This is a genomic window from Nocardia sp. NPDC019323, assembly GCF_044389845.1.
In the GTDB taxonomy this organism is placed as follows: domain Bacteria; phylum Actinomycetota; class Actinomycetes; order Mycobacteriales; family Mycobacteriaceae; genus Nocardia; species Nocardia implantans.
Map to the genome: position 1 here is coordinate 133,879 of NZ_JBIRYN010000005.1, position 18,701 is coordinate 152,579.

Genomic DNA, 18,701 nt, shown 5'->3' on the forward strand with positions numbered 1-18,701 from the left:
GTCCTCCGCCGCCTCCCGGCACGACCGCGCGCCGGGCACGTCGTCGACCCAAGCGCGGACGGAGGCGCGCAACTGGCCGATGTCGCGCGCGACGAACGCTGCCCGCGTGCTGCCCGCCTGCCGGCCCACCTGCATCGTGAAGGCCAGATCGGCGAGGTTCGGCTGCTGCCCGGCGAGGAAACGATCCAGCGCGGCGACATACTCCGCGAGCCGCTCACCGTCGCGAGCGGAAACCGGGACGACCTGGCCGCCGCTGAACCGCGTCTCCGGCCTGCGGTCGACATACTCCTCGATCACCACATTGGCGTTGGCCCCACCCGCGCCGAACGAACTCACGGTCGCCCGGCGCGGGCGCGCCGGATCTCCGCCGGGCCACGGCAGCGGCCGGGCCGGGATGTGGAACGGTGTGGCCGCGAAGTCGATGTTCGGATTGGGTGGCGTGGCGTGCAGCGACGGCACGATGGTGCCGTGGCGCAGTTGCAGCAGCACTTTCGTCAGCGCCGCGACACCGGCCGCCGCCTCGAGGTGGCCGACATTCGACTTCACCGAACCGATCGGCAGCTCGGTGCCGCCGGAGCGGCCGAATACCTTCGCCAAACCGGCGATCTCGATCGGATCACCCAGCGCGGTGCCGGTGCCGTGCGCCTCGATATAGGACACCGACGCCGGGTCCACGTCACCGGCGCGCAGCGCCGAGCGGATCACCGCGGCCTGCACGTCGGGATTGGGGACCGTGAAACCGTTGACCCGGCCGCCGTGATTGATCGCGGTGCCTTTGATGACGCCGTAGATGGTGTCGCCGTCGGCTTCGGCGTCGGCCAGCGGCCGCAGCACCAGCGCCCCGACGCCCTCACCGGCCACATACCCGTCGCCCCCCGCGCCGAAGGAACGGCAGCGGCCGTCGGTGGAGGCGAATTGCCCCTGGCTCAGTGCGACGAATTTGTACGGGTGCAGCGACAGATTGACGCCGCCGACCACCGCCAGCCTGCATTCGCCGGTCCGAATGCTCTGGCAGGCCAGGTGCAGCGCGGTCAGCGAGGACGAACACGCGGTGTCCACCGCCATGCTCGGCCCTTGGAAGTCCAAGGCGTGCGAGACCCGATTCGGGATGCTCCAGAACGTCGAGCCGGGCAGCGTGCCGCGCCCGAGCCGGGATTCCTCGGCCCCGAACATCTGGTAGGTGCCCCACATGACGCCGACGAACACACCGGCCTGCTCGGGTCGCAGACCGCCGCGGGCCAGGTCGGCCCGGGAATGGCCGGAGTCTTCCAGTGCGGCCCAGGCGGTTTGCAGGAACAGCCGCTCCTGCGGGTCGAGGATCTCCGCCTCGCGCGGGGAGATGGCGAAGAACAGCGGATCGAAGCAGTCGACGTCGTCGAGGAAGCCGCCCCACTTGGTGTAGGCGGTGAAAGGGTTGTGGCGGTCGGGGACGAAATAGCGGCTGTGGTCCCACCGGTGGCGGGGGATCTCGGTGACGCAGTCACGTCCCTCGAGCAGGACACGCCAGTACTCGTCCAGCCCGTCCGCGCCCGGATAGCGTCCGCTCACACCCACGATCGCGATGTCACCCGCCGTGTCGGTGTGGCGATCGGCATTGGAGAAGGCGATCGGCGTCTCGAGGTCGGCCGCCGCCCCCCGAGCCACCTGCTGAGAGGCGCTGGGCACGGTCGACGTCGCGCCTGGGTCTGCCGATTCGTGCGGAGTCACCGGCTGCCGGTCGGCCGAGGCCGCCGCGCCGTTCGTGCCCGTGCTGTGGGTGTGCGCGGCGGGCGTGCGCTGGTGACGGGCGCTGGGCACGGTCGACGTCGCGGACGGGTCCGCAGATTCGGATGAAGTCAGCGGCTGCCGGTCGTGCGCGGCCGACCGGTCGGCCGAGGCCGCCGCGCCGTTGGCGCCGGTCCACCGGGTGCCGCCGGTGGGCGCGCTGTCCATTCCCTGCGGCCACACGGGCACTGCACCGTTCGACGTGGGCATGGTGACGCCCGTGGCATTTTCGGCGTTCCGCGTGGGAGCGGGTGTCCGTGCCGCCGTCGGATCGGAGGAATCGCCATCGTTGTCGATCGACGGCGGCACGGACGGCGTTGCCACGGAGCTCAGCCGCACCAGCAGGCCGACCACCGCGCGCGGGGTGGGGTACTCGAACGCCAGAGTGGCCGGCAGGCGGTGACCGCTGGAGCGCGACAGCTCGTCGCGGATCTCCAGGGCCGCGACCGAGTCCAGCCCCAGTTCGTGCAGCGGACGATCGAGATCAGCGTCGGGCGCCAACCCGAGGCAGCGGCGCACCAGCGCCTCCATCCGCGCGGCCAGATCGCCGGAATCGTCTGTCGTGGAGACTTTTTCGGCTGCGTGCGCAACCGAATCCAGCAGCACATCCGGCACGTCGGCGTCCGGCACCCCGGTCAACGGCATCGTGGTGACCGCAGCGGTGGCGGTTCCGATCAGGCGGTCCAGCGTGTCGAAAGCATCTTCGGGGCGCAGCAGACCGTAGCCGCGGCGGGTCAGCCGTCGCACCGCGTCGCTACTGAGCCGCTCGACCATTCCGGTGTCCGCCCACGGGCCCCACGCGATCGACAGCGCGGGCGAGCCCGACGCGTCGCGCGACTCGGCCACACCGTCGAGGAAGGCGTTGGCGGCGGCGTAGCCGGCCTGACCGGGCAGGCCGACCACCGCCGCGGCCGAGGAGAACAGCAGGAAGAAGCGCAAGGACCGGCCCGCCGTGAGCTCGTGCAGATGCCATGCTCCGAACGTTTTCGGCGCCAACACCCGCCCGACCCGGGCGGCCGTCTGCTCGGCGATCACGCCGTCATCGAGCACCCCGGCCAGGTGCGCCACTCCAGCCAGCGGCGCAAGCTCCCGGTCGATCCAATCCAGCGTCGCCGCCACGGCCGTCCGGTCGGCGACGTCGAGCGGACGGACCTCGATCCGTGCGCCGCGCCCCCGCAATTCGGCGATGACGGACTCCGCTCGCGCATCGGGTGCGGATCTCCCGGCGAGCACCACGTCCCGCCAACCACGCTCGACGAACCAGCCAGCCAGCCGCAAGCCGACCCCACCGAGGCCGCCGGTGATCAACACCGTTCCAGCAGCTCCGGACGCGGCCGTCGGATCGCTGGGCACGCTCGTCAACGGCACCAGCCGCGGTACCCGGCGAGCTCCACCGCGCAGTGCGAGTTGCCGCGGCGCCGAGGGCGTCACGAGCGTGTCGACCACGACACCGGCACCGGTGAACTGATCGAGATCAATGACCCGACAGCCTATTTCGCGGTACTCCAGTTGCGCGCCGCGGGCGAAGCCCCACAGCGCCGCCTGCTGCGGCGCCACCCGGTCGGAAGGTTCGACCCGCTGACCGTGACGGGTGAGCAGCCACACCGCCGGTTCCCCGGCCAGTGCCGCGGCCTGCACGAGATGCAGCGCACCCACCACCAGGCGTTCCGCCGCCACAGGCGCGGGTACGTCCTCGTCCGACAGCGCGATCGCGGAGACGATCCCGCGCAGCGGTGCGCGACCGTCGTCCACCGCGCCGAGCAGTGCGCGCACCGCCGCGGGCACACCGAGATCGATCTCGAACTCGTCTTCGGCGCGGAAGCTGAAACCGGCTCCGGGCCTGGCCAGTACACATTCCCCGCCGCGCGCCCGCAATTCGCCCGCGAGCTCGTCGGCGAGGCTTCCGCGCGCGCCGATGATCAGCCAGCGGCCGGTCGCCGAGACCGGCGCCACCGGTCCGGCCTCCCGCCAGTCCACACGGTAGGTATCCGCGACCGCCTGCGAGGCGGACGACTGGCCCGCCGACTGCGGCATCGGCGCGGGTATCACTCGCAATCCGTTCGCGACCAGCACCGGAGAACCCTCCTCATCGAGCAGACGAACATCCGCGACACACAACTGCGGCGTCTGCTCGAGCACGCGCACATGGCCGAATCGAACGGTGGCCGCCGCAGCCGAAACGAGCACCTGGTCCACCGCGAACGGCACCCACGTCTGCTCGTCCCCCTCTGACGACATCGCCGCATAGGTGGCTTGGAATGCCGCGTCCAGCAGCACCGGATGCACCCCGGCGGTATCGGTCTCGGGATCCGACAGCGTGGCCAAGGCCTCGTGCCGCCCCAGGCGCAGGCCGACGACACGGCGGAACGCCGGTCCGTACGGCAGACCGGCGCCGGCCAGCCGTTGGTAGAACTCCACTGCGGCGAGGTGTTCCGGGCAGCGGCCCAGGATCTCCGCCAGGCTGGACCCGTCCGGGACCTGGCGCCTACCGCTACGGACATGAGCTCGCGCGTGCAGGCCCATGGTTTCCGTCTCGACCTGAACCGCCAGCCCGTCCGTGGCCGGCTCGAAGCCGATTCGCACCGGCTGCGGGCCGTTCAGTGGCAGACCGTTGGTGATCACGAGGTCATCGATCGCGACGACGTCACCGGCGACCAGTCCGCGCGCGAGGTCGGCGATCGTGGCGACGAACCATGCGCCCGGCACGACGATAGCCCCGTGCACGACATGATCAGCCAGATAGCGCGGCGAATCGGGTTCGAGCGTCAAGTCGAAACAGCTCTTGCGGTCGTGTGATACCGAATTCAGCGGCCGTTCCGCCGCCTGGCCGTCACCCGTAGCGGACGACCACTCCCCCGACGCTCCCGGCAGCGCGGCCGGTGGATATCCGGAATCGCGCGTTGCGCGACGGTGCGCCGTTCCATTTCCGCCTTGCGCCGGCAGAGCCGGGTAGGTTGCGGTTTCCACGTCGGCCGGCGCAGGCAGCGCACCGAGATTCGCTGGCGGGTCACCCGAAGGCATCGACACTGACGAGTGCGTGGCGTCGTCCTGAGGCTGTGGAAGGGCTGGGCTGACGGCCGCTGGTGCGAAGGCGGCGCCGGGCATCGATGCGGCGCGGGACTCGAAGGCGCCGTTGGAGCGTCTCGGAAGATCGGGGTACCGGGCGGCAGTGCCGCTCGAAACCGCAAGAGCGGGTTCCGATTGCGAGGCGACCCAATACCGTTGTCGCTGGAAAGGATAGGTCGGGGCCAGCACATGCCGACGTTTGTGCGGCCGATGCACCTGCTCCCAGTCCACCGGCACGCCGGCGACATACAGGTGACCGAGTGCCGTCATCATCGTCTCGCGATCACCGCGGCCGCGACGCAGCGACGCGACGAACCGCGCCGAGTCGCCCAGCACTCGGCCGCCGAGGGCGGACAACGTCGGATGCGGGCCGATCTCGAGGAATCGGTCGATGCCGAGCTCGGCCATGGCCCGCAGGCCCTGCGCGAACCGCACCGGCTGACGTGCGTGGCGGGCCCAGTACCGGGGGTCGAGTTCTCCCGGGCGCAGCACGGCACCGGTGAGATTCGAGATCAGCGGAATCGTGGGATCGGTCATCGTCGCCTTGGACGACGCCGCGGCGAGGTCGTCGAGAATCGGGTCCATCGCCGCGGAGTGGAACGCATGCGAGACGGTCAGATCAGCCGACCGTATGCCGTCGGCCGACAACTGCTCGCGCAGCAGATCCAGTGCCGCACGCGGTCCGGCGACCACCACCTGCGCCGGTCCGTTGTATCCGGCGATCGACACCGCGGGCTCGAACCGTGCGACCAGCGGGGAGACCCGCTCGGCGGTAGCGTCGACCGCCATCATCCCGCCACCGTCCGGGAGGCGCTGCATCAGGCGGCCGCGCACGGCCACCAGCCGCAGGGCGTCCTCCATGCTCATCGCGCCCGCGGCGCAGGCCGCGACGAATTCCCCGACGCTGTGGCCGAGCACCGCCGCCGGGGCGATCCCCCACGACCGCCACAACTCCCACAGCGCCCACTCGACGGCGAACAACACCGGCTGGGTGAACACCGTGCGACGCAGCAACTGTGGCCCGTGATCGCCGTACACGGCCTCGACCAGCCCGATCCCGTCCGCGATCGGCCCCAGCACCGCGTCGCAGCGCCGCAGCGCGTCACGGAAGACCGGCTCGGAGTCGAACAATTCCCGTGCCATGCCCGGGTACTGCGACCCCTGCCCGGTGAACAGCAGCGCCACCTTCGGGCGCGCCGCGCGCTCCACCCGGCCCCGGATCTGGTTCGGCGCACGCAGCTCTCGCGCCGCGGCGGCGCGGGTGTCGGCGACCACCGCGAGTCGTTGTTCGAAATGGGTGCGTGCGGTCGCGGCCGTGTAAGCCAGGTCGCCCAAAGACCGCTGTCCCGCGTCCATTTCGTCCGCCCAGCGCCCCGCCAAGTCGGCGAGGGCGGTCTCGTCGCGCGCGGACAGGACGAGTACCTGCGCGGCCGGTGCTTCCGGTCGTGGTGGGGGCGCCGGATCGCCTGGCGTCAGGATGACGTGCGCGTTGGTGCCGCTCATCCCGAAGGAGCTGATCCCGATGGCCGGTTCGTGCCCGGTGTGTGGCCATTCCCGGGCCTCGCCCACGACTTCCACCGGCATCGCGGCCCAGTCGATCAGCGGATTCGGCGTGTGGAAATGCAGGCTCGGCGGGATCCGGCGGTGCCGCAACATGAGCACGGCTTTGATGACCCCGGCGACACCCGCGGCGGCCTCGGTGTGCCCGATGTTGGTTTTGACCGACCCTATGAGCAGCGGCTGCGTGCGGCCCGCGCCGTACACCTCGGCCAGCGCGGTGGCCTCGATCGGATCGCCGAGCGGGGTGCCGGTGCCGTGTGTCTCGACGTAGTCCACCGCGTCCGGCCGCAAGCCCGCCCGCTCCAGCGCGTCGGCGATGACGCGCTGTTGGGCCGGGCCGTTGGGCGCGGTCAGGCCGTTGGATCGTCCGTCGTGATTCACCGCGACGCCGCGCACGATCGCCAGCACCTGATCGCCGTTGCGCCGGGCCCGCGACAGCCGGGTCAGCACCAGCACGCCGCAGCCGTCGGCACGGACGTAGCCGTTGGCGTCGGCGTCGAACGCCCGCGAGCGTCCGTCGGGCGACAGCGAGGCCAGACGGCAGAAACCGATCGTCGTCTCCGGAGCCAGCTGCAAGTTCACCCCGCCCACCAGCGCCAGATCGCAACGGCCCGCGCGCAGCCCGTCCGCGGCCGCCTGCAGCGCCACCAGTGACGAGGAGCAGGCCGTGTCCAGTGTCATCGCCGGGCCTTGCAGCCCGAGCACATAGGCCAAGCGCCCGGCCGCGACGCTCGGCGCCGAACCGATCACCGAGTAGGCGCCGATCGCGGTCGGATCGGCGGCTCGCGTCGGCGTCGCCGGATACTCGCTGAAGCACAATCCGACGAACACACCGGTGCGACTGCCCGCCAGCGTGCCGGGCGCGCGCCCCGAGCGTTCCAACGCCTCCCAGCTGGTTTCCAACAACAGGCGTTGCTGCGGGTCCATCGCGCGTGCCTCCGCCGCGCCGATACCGAAGAACGCGGGGTCGAACTCGTCTGCGCCGTCGACGAAGCCGCCCCAGCGGGTGTACATCGCGCCGAGCGCTGCCGGGTCGGGGTCGTAGTAGGCGTCGATGTCCCAGCGCTGCGGCGGCACCTCGGTGATCGCGTCGCGTCCCTGCCACAGCAGGTCCCAGAAGTCCTCCGGTGTGCGCACCCCGCCGGGGAAACGGCAACTCATGCCGACGATGACGATCGGGTCGTCGTCGGGCTGGTCGCTCCGGAAGTCGGTACCGGTCAAAAGGGGCTGTTGCGCAGGCTGTTCCGTCGACTCCGATACCGGATACCGCGGTGTGTGCGCGACAGTGGACACGTCGGTCGCGACCAACGACACGTCTGCGGCGACTGGAGGCATGTCGATCGCAGCCGATGGCACGTCAGCCGTCAGCGGGGTCGCATCGGGGCCGAAGGTGTGAACGTCAGCTGCCAGCGGGGTTGTGTCAGCGACCAGGGGGGCCGCGTCCGCCACGAGGGTGCGCACGCCTTCGGCGATGTCGCCCACGCCTCCAGTGGGAGCGGATGCGCCTTTGCGTTGCAGGAACCGCGCCATCTCACGCACGGTCGGATAGTCGAAGACGAGCCCGGCGGGCAGCGGCATTCCGGCTTCGGCGGCGAGCGCGGCCCGCAGCTCCATACCCGTCAGGGAGTCGACTCCCGTGTCGTGCAACGGCAGTTCCGGATCGAGTTCTCCGGCGCGATCGAGCACCCGCATCGCCACGCGCTGGACGAGCGCCTCCCAGCCTGCGAGATCGTCGGACGCCTGCCGCGCTCGCGCCGCACCGGTGGTGCTCGGTTGGGTCGGCGGAGGGGCGGCCGTCGTGACCTGCCGCGTGCGCTGCGCGTACCACCGCTCCGGCACGAATTCGAAGACGCCCGGCGCCGCGCAGTCGTGCTGAACAAGGTGATCCAGCGCCGCCACCGCGTCGCCCGTGCGCAGCGGAGGCAGTCCGCGCCGCACGAGTCGTGCGGTGACCTCGGGCCGGTCGGCGGCCATGCCCACATCGGCGAACGGCCCCCACCCGATGCTCAGCGCGGGCAGTCCCTCCGCACGCCGCCGCCAGGCCAGCGCGTCCAACGCCGCGTTGGCCGCGGCGTAATTCGCCTGGCCGGGGGTGCCGAGCACGCCCGCAACGGAGGAGTAGGTGACGAACAGTTCCAGCGGCTGGTCGCGGGTGAGCTCGTCCAGGTGCCGGGCCGCGAGATATTTGGGGCCGAGCACGGTCTCGAACCGCGCCCAGGTCTGCTCGCCGACCACGCCGTCGTCGAGAACTCCCGCGCAGTGCACCACGCCGCGCAGTGGCGGAAAGCCGGATTCCGCAATGCCTCGCAACAGTGCGGCAACGGCGGCCCGGTCACCGACATCCGCCTGCCGCGCCGTCGCCTGGGCGCCGGCGGCGCGCAGCGATGCCAGCAACCGCTCCCCCGCCGGATCCGGCGCGCGCCTGCCCACCAGCACCAGATGCCGGGCTCCGCGGCGGGCCAGCCAGCGTGCGGCCTCGGCGCCGAGGCCGCCGAAACCTCCCGTCACCAGGTAGGTGCCATCGGGCAACCGGTCACCGCGCGCGGCGAGCGGGACCTCTGCGCCGACCAGGACGACCCGGCCCGGATGATCACGTTCGGCCATCGCGCGGAATGCCTCGGCGGCGCGATTGATGCCGTATGCCGCGTGCGGCGGCGCGGTCAAGGCATGCTGCTCGAACAGCGCCATCACGTCCCGCAGGATCGCGCCCGTCCTGCCTGCGTCGACAGTGGCCGGATCGAAGGCCCGATGGTCGACATCCGCGCTACGCCGCGCCACGCGGGTCTGCACCGAATCCACGACCTCGACGAATCGGCCTCCCGGCCGCAATATTTCGGCGGCCTGCGCGGTGACGTCGACGCCCGAGGCGTGCACCACGACGTCCACTCCGTGCCCCGCGGTCACCGCTCGGACCCGTTCGCCCAATTCGTGGCTACGCCAGGTCTGGATCTGCGTGACCGGCAGCCCGGCGTTGCGGGCCCAACGGCACAGTGCGGCGGTCGCGTACACCTGCGCTCCCGCCTGCGCGGCGAGCTGGATCGCGGCCATGCCGATGCCGTCGGCGGAGCCGTGGACGAGCACCCGGTCTCCGGCGCGCAGATCACCGAGGTCGAACAGCGCGTACCAGGCGGCGGTGAAGGCGTACGGCACGGTCGCGCCGTCGGTGAAGGACAGATGATCCGGCAGCCGAGTCACCAAGTCCTGGTCCACCGTCACGTGGCGGGAGAAACTGTCACCCGCCAAGGCGACCACCCGATCACCGACCTCGAACCGCTCCACTCCGGAGCCGACCGCGACGACCCGGCCCGTGCATTCCAGACCCAGCGATTCCGCACCGTCCGGATGAATACCAGAAGCCACCCACAGGTCGTGGGCGTTCAGGCCGGTGGCGGCGACGACGATCTCGACCTCCCCTGCCGCCGGCGCGCGCCGGATACCGGGCTCCAACCGCATCCGCTCGAAATCGCCGGAACGGTGCGCGACCAACCGGTAATCGTCGGCGGATGCGAGGCCGTCGGCAATGCGCGCGGTGAGCCAACCGCCGTCGCGCACGGCGAATTCTCCTGCGGCGCGACCGCTGAGCAGCTCCTCGGCGACCAGCGCGCCGTCCACGACGGATTCCGCGGGCAAGTCCAGCAACCGGCAGCCGAACTCGGGATGCTCGGTGGCCAGCGTCCGTCCGAAACCCCACAGCAGAGCTTGCTCGGGGTCGGGGCGGTCGGTGGGGATGACGCGCTGGGCGTTCACGGTCACCAACCACAACGCGTCCGGTCCATGCGCCGCCGAGTCCAGTGCGCGCGTCAACCGCAGAGCTGCTTCGACGCGCGTCCGGGCGGACGTCGCCGTCCAAGCGAAGACGATGCCGCGAAACGGACGCGCGGCGTCGGACAACGAGAACGGATCGGTCGCGTCCTCAGGGGGAACGACCACGATGTCCGCGCCGCGCGCGCTCAATCCGGCGGCGACAGCGTCACCGACCGGACCGTCACCGAAGATCAGCCAGCGTCCCGCCGGTCCCTCGCGCAGACCGGCCTCGACCGGAACCCATTCCAGATGGTGCAGCAGATCCGCGAGCCTGGTCGAGTCGGATTCCGGCGCGGCATCGACGTTCGCAGCCAGGAGGCTCACGCCTTGCACACTCGCGAGCGGGCGCCCGGACGCCGAGTACAGCGTGGCGTCACCGACGATGACCCGCTTTCCTCGCTCGGTCACCCGCACTCGGCACCGGACCGTCGCATCCTCGATCGCAGGGTTGCCGAAGAATCGGACACGATCTATCGCCGAGGGCAGGAACAACTCCCCGCCCCCGGTCGCCGTCACCACGATGCTGTGCAGACAGGCATCGAGCAGGACCGCGTCGAGCGCGGTGCCGCCACCGGCCGACCGGAACACTGTCTCGGCCTCGGTGTCGCTGATCCGCCGGAACTCGAGGGCACAGCGGTAATCGGGACCCAGATCCAGGCCGAGCCGAGCAAGAGCGTCGTAGTAGGCGGGCCACACGTGCGCCTCGGAATCACCGGTCACAGCCGCGAGCGATTCCACCGAATCAGCTTGTGGCGGCGTAAGTTTCGCCTCGGCGTATGTCGCCTGGCCATCGCCGGAGCGGATGAAGCGCACAGTGTGGCCGTCCTGTGAGGGTTCGGCCACGGCCCGCACCGCGGCTCCGGTGACCTCCATCGGCGTGATCAGCCGCAGCCCCGCGACGTCCCATGATCCGGGCAGTCGCGTGGCGATCTCGTGCAGCTGAACGCACAGCCACGCCGCGGGCACCGTCGGCACACCACGTAACCGATGACCGGCGAACATCTCCGGGGTGAGCGGCAAGGTACGCGACGACTGTGTCTCCCGCGATGGCGGTGTGAGCTCCAGCCAGTGCCGTTTGCGCTGGAACGGATAGGTCGGCAAATCGACATGGCGCCACCGGCGGTCGGCATAGACCGCATCCCAATCGATGTCACCGCCATCGACATACCGCCGAGCCGGATCGACCAGTCCGCTCGACATCTCGACGACCGACTTGCCCACGATGCCCCCGGAGGCGACGTTCTCCAGCGCGGCGCGCAACTGCGCGGCGGTGTCGAAGCAGATCGCCACGCGCTCGCCGAAGTGTGTGCGGCCCACCGCGGCATTCGCGCACAGATCCACCAATGCGGTCTCCGGGCGGGCGGCCAAGAGATCGCGGTAGCGGGCCGCCAGTTCGCGCAGGGCATCGGCGTTCTTCGCCGACAGAACCAGCAGATGCGGCCCGGCATCGTCGGAGGAATCCGCCTCCGACATCTGCGGCGGTTCTTCGATCACCACATGCGCGTTCGTGCCGCTGATCCCGAACGCGCTCACCCCCGCCCGCCGGGGCCGCCGCGAACGCCGCCACGGCCGCTCCTCGGCGACCACGCGGATCGCGACCGAGTCCCAATCGATGTGCGGATTGCCCGAACGGAAATGCAGCGAAGCGGGAATGCGATCGTGCCGCATCGACTCGATCACCTTGATGATGTTCGCGATGCCCGCCGCCGCCTGGGTGTGCCCGAGATTCGACTTCACCGATCCGATCCACAGCGGCGTCGCCTCGGTTCGGCCCTTGCCCAGTGCCGCGGCCAGTGCGTTCACTTCGATGGGATCACCGAGTGCCGTGCCGGTGCCGTGCGTCTCGACGTAATCGATGTCCTGCGCGTCGAGGGCGGCGTCCGCCAGCGCCGCGCGGATGACCCGTTCCTGCGCCGGACCGTTGGGTGCGCTCAATCCCTGGCTGCGACCGTCGGAGTTGACCGCGGACCCACGAACCAGCCCCAGTATCCGATCGCCGTCGCGGCGCGCGTCCGCCAGTCGTTTGAGCACGAGCATTCCCGCGCCGTCGCTCCAGACCACACCGTCGGCGCGCGCGTCGAAACTCTTGCAGCGGCCGTCGGCGGCCAGGCCGCGCGCCCGCGCGAAATAGATGTCGAGCGAGGGCGTCAGCACCACGGTGGCGCCACCGGCCAGCGCCAGATCGCATTCGCCGCTGCGCAGGCTGCGCACCGCCGTGTGCACGGTCACCAGCGACGACGAGCACGCGGTGTCGATGGTGAGGCTCGGGCCCTGCGCACCGAGGAAATACGACAGCCGACCGGACGCGACGCTGGAGAGATTGCCGGTGCCGAACCAGGCATCAGGCGCGACATCGGCACGCGCCATCCGTTCGGCGTAGTCGTTGGACATCACGCCGACGAAGACCCCGGTCCGGCTGCCCTCCAGCCGGCTCGCCGGGTATCCGGCGTGTTCGAGCGCTTCCCAGGCGGTTTCGAGCAGCAGACGCTGCTGCGGGTCCAGCATCCGCGCCTCACCGACGGAGATGTCGAAGAATCCGGCATCGAAATCCTCGACACCCTCGACGAAACCGCCCCAGCGCGTGTAGGTCTTGCCGTCGGCATCCGGGTCTGGATCGTAGAAGGCGTCCACGTCCCAGCGGTGTGCGGGCACCTCGGTCACCGCGTCGGTTTCGGTGGCCAGCACCCGCCACAGATCGGCGGGCCCGCGGACCCCGCCGGGGTAGCGGCAGCCGATGCCGACGATCGCGATCGCGTCGGCGTATTCGTCGGCGGCAGCGCCGGTTTCGATCGTTGTGAACTGCGACACGTTCGGTGTAGTAGGTGTAACCGGAAGTTCCGCCGGGTACACCGGGGAGGTGAGCTGCTCGGGGACGCGCGTGGTCGATTGCTTTTCGGCCTGTTTCGCTGCCGTGCGGCCGGTGGCGCCGAGCCGGGCGATCTCCTCCGACACCGCGGCGACCGTCGGATGATCGAACAGCAGGGTCGCCGGCAGTCGCACCCCCAGCTCCGCGGAGAGGGCGTTGCGCAGTTCGACCGCCATCATCGAATCGAGCCCGAGTTCCCGCAGCGGCGTGCGATCGGGAACGGCGGCGGTGCGGCCGAGTGCGGACGCGGCATGGGTGCGTACCAGTTCCAGCAGCTCCGCCGGATCGCCCGGTTCCTGGACTTCGACCGGGTCCCGCTCCGCCGTGGCTTCCGTGACGGCGGGGAAGACCGCGACGGTTCCCTCCGCCGACAGCAGCGAGCGCAGCGCTCGGGCGCCGTCCTCGGCATCCAGCTCGCCGACGCCGTGGCGCACCCACGCCCGGCGGGCGGCGTCGCTGAGTCCTTCGGCCATGCCGGTGCCCGCCCACGGCCCCCACGCGATGCTGACGGCGGGCAGTCCCCGGGCGGTGCGCAGGAGGGCGAGGGCGTCGAGATACGCGTTCGCCGCGGCGTAATTTCCTTGTCCGGCGGTGCCCACCCGGGCGCTGACCGACGAGAACAGCACGAACAGATCCAGCGGCCGTCCCGCGGTGAGCTCGTGCAGGTGCCACGCGCCCGCGACCTTCCCCGCGAACACCCGGTCGATGTGTCCTGCGGTCTGTTCGAACAACAGGGCGTCGTCCAGCACACCCGCGCAGTGCACGATCCCGGCCAGCCTCGGCAAATCCACGCCGAAGCGGGCGAGCAGCCCTTCCACCGCATCCCGGTCTCCGACATCGGCCACCACGGTCTCGACTCGCGCCCCCAGTGCGGCGATCCGCGCTATTTCCCGCTCGTCTCGCGGGGTGGGGCCGCTGCGGCCGGCCAGCACCACCGTTCCCGCACCGGCCTCGGCCAGCGTCCGAGCGGCGGTCAGTCCCAGCGCGCCGCGTCCGCCGGTGACCAGATACGCACCACCACGGTCCAGCTCGGCCACCGCGCTCACTTCGTCGGAGGGCTGCATCCGCATCGTATAGCGGTGACGCCCGCGCAGAGCTATGACGGAATGATCTGCGGAGGAACGTATTTCGTTCACCAGTCGGTGGTCGTCGCAACGAGCGTCCACGGGCAGATCGATGAGGCGACAACGCAATTCGGGCAGTTCGGTGCGCACCACCGCGCCCAGTCCCCACAGGGCCGCGGCGGCCGGGCGCACGGGTTCACCGGGCAAGGCCGCCGTCGCCCCCATCGTCACGACATACAGCGGTGCGTCGGACACCGTCCGGGCCATGCGCTGCACCACGGCGAGGGCGAATCGCGTTTCCACCTGCGCCGTTTCGGCGCTGTCATCGGCCTCGGCATCGGCGAGGTAGATCACCGCCCGGTCGCCGCCGGGCCACACTTCCGGATCGGCAGTACGCGCCACCGCCACCGCATCGGTGCCCGCGGCGCGCAACGCGGCGGCAAGCTGGTCCGCCTGCTGCCCGACCCCGATCACCAGCGCGGCGGCGTGCGCCCGTGCGGTGGGCGACCCCACGGCGGGCTCCCAGACCGGACGGCGGGTGAGGCCGGACATGCGATACCGATCCTGCGACTGTCCGGGAGTCCCGGACTCGGCGAACCATACGTCGTCGATATCGCAGACGACCGTGCCCGCGGTATCGAAGATCGTGAGCCGAACCGTCCGGCCGGTGCGCTCGGCCAGCGCCCACGCCGTTTCGCCCGCATCCTGGCCGGACAAGCGCAGTCGGCCGATACCTACCGGCAGTCGAGCCGCGCCGCCGTTTCCGGACACCAGCGCCAGGCCGGTCTGGATCGCGGCGTCGAGCAGACACGGCAGCCAGGCGTCCGGTTCGTCGGCCAGTTCCGCGGGACGCCGCAGTTCCGCGAGCAGGGCGCGCTCGCCGGACCGCAGCCGCGTTATCCAACGAAATCGCGGGCCGAAGGTCAATCCCGCGTCCGCGCAGCGACGGTAGAAGTCCTCGACGTCTTCCTCGGTGGACATCACCCGTCGTGCCGCGGACAGTTCACCGGCATCGCGCGGCCGAGCCGAGACGGGTCGAACCGCGGCGGACACCGCGGCGACATCGCCGTTCTCGACGTGGAACCGCACTTCGGTGTGATCGCCCGCATCGGTCACCAGCGGCTCGGCCAATTCCGCCAGCGGCACCGGTCGCGCGGCGACGAAGTCGATCAGCTCGTGGCCTGCGCCTCCGGCCGCACGCAACGCGCGCAAGGCGAGGTCCGCCGCGGGCACCACCGCTCGGTCGCGGAACCGATGCTCGGCGAGGTATCCGGTACTCGACGACGCGCTCCCGATCGGCACGGACACCCGCTCTCGTTCGAAGGGGTAAGTGGGCAGGCCGTTGCGCCTGCGCGCGTCCCCGGGAATCAGCGCGGTCCAGTCGATGTCGGCGCCCGCGCGATACAACGCGCCGACGCCGGTCAACAGCACCTCGTCGTCGGTGGATGTCCGGCGCATGCTCGGCACCCACAAGGCGTCGGGGTCGGTGTTCCGCCCGAATTCCAGCAGCACCGGATGCGGTCCCACCTCGAGGTAGACGTGCACGCCGGACTCGGCGGCCGCGCGCACGCCCTCGGCGAAACGAACCGTGCCGCGCGCATGCGCACGCCAGTACGCGGCATCCATCGGGCCATCGACCCGCGTGCCGGTCACGTTGGACACCAGCGGAATCGTCGCCGCGCGTGGGACGGGCGCCAACTCCGCGACCGTGGCCTCGAAGTCGTCCAGCATCGGATCCAGCAGGGGCGAATGGAAGGCCGTCGTCCCGGGCAGCCGCACCGCACGGATCGACCGTTCCTCGGCAGCCCGCACAACTCGACCCACCCCGTCCACCGCTCCGGACACCACGAATTGGCCGGGACTGTTGACCGTGGCCACCGACACACTCGCCGCGAGCTCGTCCAGCAGATCGTCGAACTCGACGGGCGCGGCGAACACCGCCGCCATCGCCCCTCGCTGCGCTACCGCCTGCATCAGCCGGCCCCGTTCCGCGGCCAGACGCAAGCCGGTGGCCAGGTCGAACACTCCCGCGACGGTCGCCGCGACCAGTTCACCGAGGCTGTGCCCCAGCACGACATCGGGGCGAACGCCGAACGACGACCACAGCGCGGCGCATGCCCATTCCAGCGCGAAAAGGGCCGGCTGCGCGTACTCGGTGCGAGCCAGCAAGTCGTCGTCAGCGGCGAACAGCACCGACCGCAGACGCAATCCGCCGGGAAGCGGCCCCAGCAACTCGTCGCAGCGGTCCAGCGCCGCACGGAAAGCCGGATACTTGGCGTCCAGCGCCGCGCCCATCCCGGCGTACTGCGCGCCTTGGCCGGTGAACAGCATCGCCACCCGCGGCTTACCCGGCCCCGGTTCGATCGTTCGCCCCGGAGACGCCGCGAGTTCGCGCGCCGCCTCCTCGGCTGTCCTGGCCACGACCGCCCGCCGGTGCGCGAAATGCGTGCGTCCCAGCGCCGCGGTGGCGGCCACATCGGCGAGCGGCATCTCCTGCCTGCCCAACTGCTCGGCGTAGTCGCGGGCCAGTGTGTCGAGGGCTGAGGAAGTACGGGCCGAAAGCGCCAGTAACACAGGACCCTTCGGATCCACACGCGCCGTCGGCTCAGGTGCTTGCTCCAGCACGACGTGCGCGTTGGTGCCTGCGAAACCGAACGAACTCACCCCTGCCATTCGCGGCTGCGCGGTGCGCGGCCAGGCGAGATCGTCGGTCGGCACCGCGAGCGATGTGCCGTCCAGCTCGATCTTCGGGTTCATGGTGGCGAAATCGTGCTGACGTGGAATTCGTTCGTGCTGCAGTTGCAGCACCACCTTGATCAGCCCGGCGATGCCCGCGGCCGCTTCGAGGTGCCCGATCTGCGACTTCACCGAACCCAGCAGGCACGCGGACCCGTCCGCCCGCGTCGCGCCGAGCACCTGCGACAACGCCTCGATCTCGATCGGATCACCCAGCGGCGTGCCCGTGCCGTGCGCCTCGACGTAGCCGATCCGGTCGGCGGCGCACCCGGCGTCGGTCAGCGCGGCGCGCAGCAATTCGCGCTGTGCCGTCGGATTCGGCGCGGTCAGCCCCATGGAACGACCGTCGTGGTTCACGCTCGAGCCTCGGACGAGCGCTCTGATCTCGTCGCCGTCGGCGATCGCCCGCGAAAGCGTCTTCAGCACGACGACCCCCGCGCCCTCGCCGCGCACATAGCCGTTCGCGCGCGCGTCGAAGGGGCGACAGCGCCCGTCCGGAGAGAGCGCCCCCATGCGAGCCAGCGCCTCCGATGTCAGCTCCGATTGCAGCAGGTTCACTCCGCCCGCCAAGGCGACGTCGCACTCGCCCGAACGCAGACTGCGGCACGCCTGATGCACGGCTACCAGCGACGACGAGCACGCCGTGTCGATCGCCACCGCGGGCCCGCGCAGTCCGAGCACGTAGGACACCCGTCCGGCCACAATGCTCGACATCGTTCCGGTGAGCGTGTGCGCGTCCACCGAACTCACCCAGTCGGGAGTGATCGTGCGCTGGTACTCCTGCCAGCTGACCCCGAGGAACACCCCGGTGCGGGCAGCGGCCGAACCGCCCGGCACCAGAGCGGCGTCTTCCATCGCGGCCCAGGCGACTTCGAGGATCAGCCGCTGTTGCGGATCCATCGACGCCGCTTCGCGCGGCGCGATCCCGAAGAACTCCGCGTCCATGGCGTCGATCGGACCGGCCAGCAGCCCGGCTCGCCGCCGCGCCCGACGAGGCCCGGAATCCGCTACGGGCCACCGGCTTTCCGGCGCATCGACGATGGCGTCGCGGCCCGAGCTCAGCAGATCCCAGTACTGCCGCGGGGATTCCGCGCCGCCGGGAAAGCGGCAGCCCATCCCCACGATGGCGATCGGCTCGCGCTGCGGCCGCGCCTCCAACTCCTGAATCCGGCGGAGTGCCCGCGTCAGCAAGACCCGTAGGTCATACCCATCATCCGACATCCGCAAAGCCACCCACATCTTGCAAAAGTTGTGACGTGGAACATACGACGGCCCCGGTTAGGCGTCAATTACACGACGGATGCACAAAAGTAACTAAAGTTACCAACTAGTAGCTTGATCTTCCGCTCAATGGTGTTGCCCGGGTGAAACATTCACTTTTGAAGGATTCACTTTTGGTCACTGATGCACCCGCTCCGCCCCGATCCGATCGATCCGAGCGCGCCCCCATGCCCCCAGCGGCTCGAGCGCGGCGTTGAGCGCTGTGCCGATCTCGGTCAATCGGTACTCCACGCGCGGGGGCACTTCGCGGTAGACGGTTCTGCCGACGATGCCGTCCTCCTCGAGCTCCCGCAGCTGCTGGATGAGCATCTTCTCCGAGATGCCCGGCAACCCCTTGCGCAGCTCACCGAAGCGCCGAACCCCGTGGTTCTCCAGCTCCCAGAGGATCAGCGCCTTCCACTTGCCGCCGACGACATCCATCGCCGCGTCGATCCCGCAGAAGTACGGCCCCGATCGCTTCGCACCCATCCTTCAGCCTCTCCACCTGTTCACAAACCAATTGGTAAGTACCGGACAAAATAGTAGGTACTTGCCTCCGCGCCGGTCACCGAGCAGTCTGG

General features: G+C 70.5%; 2 protein-coding genes (1 of these 2 running past the window's edge). Both read right to left on the minus strand.

Annotated features, from left to right (window positions below; translation table 11 throughout):
* Positions 1–18,081, minus strand: the 5' portion of a protein-coding gene (locus ACH49X_RS19940) for an SDR family NAD(P)-dependent oxidoreductase (protein ID WP_357207899.1). 3,696 nt of this gene lie to the left of the window's left edge; only the first 18,081 of its 21,777 coding nucleotides appear in the window; the start codon lies at positions 18,079–18,081; its stop codon lies beyond the left edge, outside the window.
* Positions 18,082–18,258: 177 nt separating this feature from the next.
* Positions 18,259–18,609, minus strand: coding sequence for a helix-turn-helix domain-containing protein (locus ACH49X_RS19945; RefSeq protein ID WP_195082950.1), 351 nt, complete (start codon positions 18,607–18,609; stop codon positions 18,259–18,261).
* Between the last annotated feature and the right edge of the window lie 92 nt (positions 18,610–18,701).